We start from the raw sequence: 4,724 nt of genomic DNA, 5'->3' as shown, positions 1-4,724 counted from the left end.
CGGCCATCTCTCCGGTGACCTCAACCTCTTTCCAACCGCATCACTTCTTCACTCGGCGCCGGTCGAGCTGTCGAAGACGCTCCGCGCACGATGTACGACGGCTACGCCGTGACCACTCGGCCATCTCTCCGGTGACCTCAACCTCTTTCCAACCGCATCACTTCTTCACTCGTCGCCGGTCGAGCTGTCGAAGGCGCTCCGCGCATGATGGGCTGCGCCCACCCGCCTGCGGCACCGCACCCACGGCGGCTAGGATATCACAGCAGCCCGCGGCATCACGCCGCCGGCTGATCGAGCCCGAACACCTTGTGCAACACCCGTACCGCGAGTTCCATGTACTTCTCGTCTATTACCACCGACACCTTGATCTCGGACGTGGAGATCATCTCGATGTTGATGCCTTCCTCGGCCAGCGCGCGGAACATGGTGCTCGCAATGCCCGCGTGCGAGCGCATGCCCACGCCGACGGCGGACACCTTCGCGATCTTGTCGCCGCCATGGATTCCGCGCGCCTTGATGTGCGCGATCACCGGCTTGAGTGTATCGAGCGTCTTCTGATAGTCGTTGCGGTGGACCGTGAAGGAGAAGTCGGTCAACCCGTCGTGGCCGACGTTCTGCACGATCATGTCCACGTCGATGTTGGCGTCGCCCACCGGCCCCAGGATCTGGTACGCGATGCCCGGCCGGTCGGGCACGCCCAGAATCGTAATCTTCGCTTCATCGCGGTTGAACGCGATGCCGGAAATAATCGCCTGTTCCATCTTGTCGTCTTCCTCAAATGTGATGAGCGTGCCCTCGCCCTCTTCCTCGAAGCTCGACAGCACGCGCAGCTTTACCCGGTATTTCCCGGCGAATTCCACCGAGCGGATCTGCAGCACCTTGGACCCGAGGCTCGCCATCTCGAGCATTTCCTCGAACGTGATGGTGCTCAGCCGCCGCGCTTCCGGCACGATCCGCGGATCGGTGGTGTAGACGCCGTCGACGTCCGTATAGATCTGGCATTCGTCGGCCTTGAGGGCGGCGGCGAGCGCAACGCCCGTAGTATCGGAACCGCCGCGGCCCAGCGTGGTGATGTTGCCGGCCTCATCAACTCCCTGGAACCCCGCTACCACGACGACATGGCCGTGGGCGAGGTCGGCGCGAATACGGGCCTCATCGATGCTGACGATGCGCGCCTTGGTGAAGGCGCTGTCGGTCATGATCTTGACCTGCCCGCCGGTGTAGCTGCGCGCCCGGACCCCCAAGTCGATCAAGGCCATCGACAACAGGGCGATGGTCACCTGCTCGCCGGTCGACAGTGCGACGTCGAGCTCGCGCGGATCCGGCGTGCCCTGCACTTCCTTCGCCAGCGCGATCAGACGGTTGGTCTCGCCCGACATCGCCGACACGACCACGACGACGTCGTGACCCTTCCCCTTCCAGCGCGCCACGCGGCGAGCGACATTCTTGATGCGCTCGGCGCTGCCGACCGAAGTGCCGCCGTATTTCTGAACGATCAAAGCCATGCCGCTGTCGCCGGGGGTCAAAAAAGCTGGCTATTTTAATTGATTTTTATCGGAAAAACGAGGACGCGGCCGGGGCCGCGCCGCGCGCGGGGACCGGGAATCCAGCCTGCAGTGAACCTCCCGGGCCGGTCCATGTCAATTGAATATCAGCTTCGATTTTCAAAATCAGGACCGGATGACGATGAAACCATTCGAACGCATAACCAATCCCCGCGATATTCGGCGCAAGCTGCGCATGAATCAACAGGAATTCTGGTCGCGCATCGGCGTTACCCAGAGCGGCGGCTCACGCTACGAGAGCGGACGCGGCATGCCCAAGCCGGTGCGGGAGCTGCTGCGCCTCGTGCACATCGAAGGCATAGAACTCGCCAAGGCCCGCGGCACGGATTTCGAGGTCGTGTCGTATCTGAAAAAAGCCAATCCGCGCCTCTACAGCAACCTCAAGAAGGCGGCAGCGACGAAGAATAACAAGCGGAAATAACCGCTTGCCGCAGGCGGGCGGCGGCGAATATCGCGCCGTGCCCTGCTATAATGCGCGCTCGTTTCCGAGCCCCCTCAATGCGCATCACCCGCAGGCTGGAGTTTGACGCCGGTCACCGCATCCCCAACCACGACAGCCAGTGCCGTCACCTGCACGGGCATCGTTATGCGATCGAAGTGACCCTGTCCGGCCCGGTGATCGCCGACGAGGGCGCCAGCAATCAGGGCATGGTGATGGATTTTGCCGAGGTCAAGGCGGTCGCGCAGCGCCACCTCGTTGATGCGTGGGACCATGCCTTCCTCGTCTGGCGCGGCGACAATGCCGTGGTGGAATTCCTGCGCTCGATACCCGGGCACAAGACCGTGTCGTTCGACGCCCCGCCGACAGCCGAACACCTGGCCATCACGGCGCTGCGCCTGCTCGACTCCGTGTACCGGGACCGCTACGGCAACAATCTGCTGCTGGAAAAAGTGCGGGTCTTCGAGACACCGAACTGCTGGGCCGACGCCGGGCGCGCGGACCTCGCGCGCTGAGCGTGGCGGCGGCTGCCGCTCGCGCGACAGTTAAGCGGCGATCGCCGGCGAGCGTTTGCGCTTCTTCGGCGCTGCGCGTGCAACTGCCGTGGTTTTCTTGCGTGCCGGCGCTTTCGTCGCCTCGGCCGCAAGTGCAACCTCCGGCAACTGGATGCGCCAGAAACCGCGGCGCCCGCGCCGTGTCCAGAACCCCTCGAGTATCTGGCTGTCCTTGAACCGGTGCAGCGTCGCCTGCATGCTGCCGTTCGAAGCGACCATGTGATAGTGCCCCTGCCCGTTGCGCAACCCGTGCAAAGCCACCTCCTCCTCCAGAAACAGGCAGCTGATGGATAGCGAGCTCGCAACCACTCTTACGCTGCATTTCAGCCCGAGCAGGGCGCGTTGGTCATCGTAAAAACCGACGTCCAGTTTGGCTTCATTCCATGCTTCCATAGTCGATCTCCTTCGCTTTTCCACGCCGGCATTGCGGCAGCCGGCCTGAAGCTTGTCGTTGGCCTGCAAACGCGCAGTCCGCTCAATTCGCCATGGCTGAACCAAAGAGAGTAAATCCGGCGGCGCGACGGTGCCGCGTGTTCTGCCATGACCGGAGCCCCGATGCCGGTAAATCACGGGTAAAACCCGCAATCGCCCGGTGGTTTGACCCCGCATTGCAGGGGGGAGCGCCAGGTTGGTCGCTACGTTCCCCGCGCCAAGGCGAAATGCAGCAACCAGATGTAAAACGGAAAACGGAGCAATTATACCAAAATTGTCCTTTTAGGACAAACCCTTATGTTCTCCTTTCGTCTGCCGAACCAGAGCCGCGGCGAACGGCGCAAAGTCGCGTTAGGTGGGGTTTGTCGACAGACCCACTGCCGTTGAAAAAGCGACCGCAGGGGTGGTTTTTTTGAGTGGCGGAAGGGGTGGGATTGTGACGGTCTCACCTTAAGGCGATCCCGTCATCCCTCGGCACAATCCACCTCGGGACCGCCGGGGCTTAAACCGCCCCGGCGTCCAATCGGACGTTCACAGGACGTCCGATTGTCGAACCAGTGGTTTTGTCCACACACCCCGGCCAACACAAAGAGCGGCCGCAAGGGCCGCTCTTTGTGTTGGCGGAAGGGGTGGGATTCGAACCCACGATGTCCTTGCGGACATGCCAGTTTTCAAGACTGGTGCATTCGACCGCTCTGCCACCCTTCCGGACGGGAAAATCCTCGAACATCACCCGCCACGCGTGTGCGGCCGGATCAGGCGCGATTCATAATAACACCTATTATCAAATGGTTGAGCCCGCCCGTGGGGAGCGGTTCCAGACGTATTTTGATTGCAACTTCCGGGCCCCTTCGGTAGTCTTACACGCAGCGATTTTCAGCAACCTCGAGAGGAGAAGTAATTTTATGCAACCTGACACGAGATCCGGACAAACCGCTTATCGAATACCGGGACAGGAGATTGGTCTCGAGCAGCAGAAGGTGCTGCGCAATACCTACTTCCTGCTCGCGCTGACGATGGTTCCGACCGTGATCGGCGCGTTCATCGGAATGCGCACCACCGGAATCATCATGCAGAACCCTATCCTCAGCATGCTGCTGATGCTGGCCGGTGTCATCGGGCTGCAGTTTGCGATTGCGAAATACCGCAATAGCGGCGTGGGCGTCGTGCTGTTGCTCGGCATGACCCTGCTGCTCGGCTGGTTCCTGGGCCCGATTCTCACGGTCGCCCTGGCGCTGAAGAACGGCCCGCAGCTCGTCGGCATTGCCGCGATGGGTACCGGAACGGTGCTGTTCGTGATGGCGATCATCGCGACCACGACGCGCCGCGACTTCAGCTTCATGGGCAAGTTCCTGTTCGTCGGCATGATCGTGCTGCTGCTCGCGATGCTCGCGAACATGTTCCTGCAGATCCCGGCGCTCGCGCTGACGATCTCCGCCCTGGTCGTGGTGGTGTTCTCGCTGTTCCTGCTGCACGACCTGTCGCGCATCGTGAACGGTGGCGAAACCAATTACATCATGGCGACCACCGGCGTCTACCTGAGCCTGTTCAACATCTTCGTCAACCTGCTTCATCTGCTGATGGCACTGGGAGGCGAGCGCGACTAAGCACGGCCTGTTGCGTCATGAAAAAGGCGGCCTTCGGGCTAGCCGTTCCGCAAAGGTGTTGATTACCTGAAACGCATCACCGACAATCCCCTACAGTGTCACGCTGTAGGGGATTGTCGTTTCTGGC

The 4,724-nt window shown here is 61.6% G+C and carries 5 protein-coding genes and 1 tRNA gene; 3 read left to right on the top strand and 3 right to left on the bottom strand.

Going from position 1 to position 4,724, the window contains the following annotated elements:
• Positions 1 to 275: 275 nt before the first annotated feature.
• On the bottom strand, positions 276 to 1,505 hold the full coding sequence (locus WD823_RS00100; protein WP_368427447.1) for an aspartate kinase: 1,230 nt from the start codon (positions 1,503 to 1,505) through the stop codon (positions 276 to 278).
• A 181-nt stretch (positions 1,506 to 1,686) separates the two neighbouring features.
• On the opposite strand from WD823_RS00100, the gene WD823_RS00095 reads away from it, so the two are divergent.
• Together WD823_RS00095 and queD are read left to right on the top strand one after the other, a co-directional pair.
• On the top strand, positions 1,687 to 1,986 hold the full coding sequence (locus WD823_RS00095; RefSeq protein WP_368427446.1) for a helix-turn-helix domain-containing protein: 300 nt from the start codon (positions 1,687 to 1,689) through the stop codon (positions 1,984 to 1,986).
• 77 nt (positions 1,987 to 2,063) lie between these two features.
• Positions 2,064 to 2,519 carry a 6-carboxytetrahydropterin synthase QueD gene (queD, locus tag WD823_RS00090; protein ID WP_368427445.1) on the top strand — a complete coding sequence of 152 codons (456 nt, stop codon included), beginning with the start codon at positions 2,064 to 2,066 and terminating at the stop codon, positions 2,517 to 2,519.
• Between the two features lie 30 nt (positions 2,520 to 2,549).
• On the opposite strand, the gene WD823_RS00085 is transcribed toward queD, so the two are convergent.
• Entirely contained in the window at positions 2,550 to 2,951 is a 402-nt protein-coding gene (locus WD823_RS00085; RefSeq protein ID WP_368427444.1) for a hypothetical protein, read from the bottom strand.
• Positions 2,952 to 3,608: 657 nt separating this feature from the next.
• Positions 3,609 to 3,698: transfer RNA gene (locus tag WD823_RS00080), tRNA-Ser, on the bottom strand.
• 197 nt (positions 3,699 to 3,895) lie between these two features.
• On the opposite strand from WD823_RS00080, the gene WD823_RS00075 reads away from it, so the two are divergent.
• Positions 3,896 to 4,597 (top strand): Bax inhibitor-1/YccA family protein, encoded by a 702-nt coding sequence (locus WD823_RS00075; protein ID WP_368427443.1) that lies wholly within the window; start codon positions 3,896 to 3,898, stop codon positions 4,595 to 4,597.
• Positions 4,598 to 4,724: the final 127 nt, after the last annotated feature.

Source organism: Sulfuricaulis sp., from assembly GCF_040901545.1.
Lineage (GTDB): Bacteria > Pseudomonadota > Gammaproteobacteria > Acidiferrobacterales > Sulfurifustaceae > Sulfuricaulis.
This window is presented reverse-complemented; position numbering and strand designations above follow the sequence as displayed.

Bases quoted from the DNA above. Each gene is read 5' to 3' on its own strand.
- WD823_RS00075 (WP_368427443.1), top strand. From the start codon at position 3,896: ATGCAACCTGACACGAGATCCGGACAAACCGCTTATCGAATACCGGGA.
- WD823_RS00085 (WP_368427444.1), bottom strand. From the start codon at position 2,951: ATGGAAGCATGGAATGAAGCCAAACTGGACGTCGGTTTTTACGATGAC.
- WD823_RS00095 (WP_368427446.1), top strand. From the start codon at position 1,687: ATGAAACCATTCGAACGCATAACCAATCCCCGCGATATTCGGCGCAAG.
- WD823_RS00100 (WP_368427447.1), bottom strand. From the start codon at position 1,505: ATGGCTTTGATCGTTCAGAAATACGGCGGCACTTCGGTCGGCAGCGCC.
- queD (WP_368427445.1), top strand. From the start codon at position 2,064: ATGCGCATCACCCGCAGGCTGGAGTTTGACGCCGGTCACCGCATCCCC.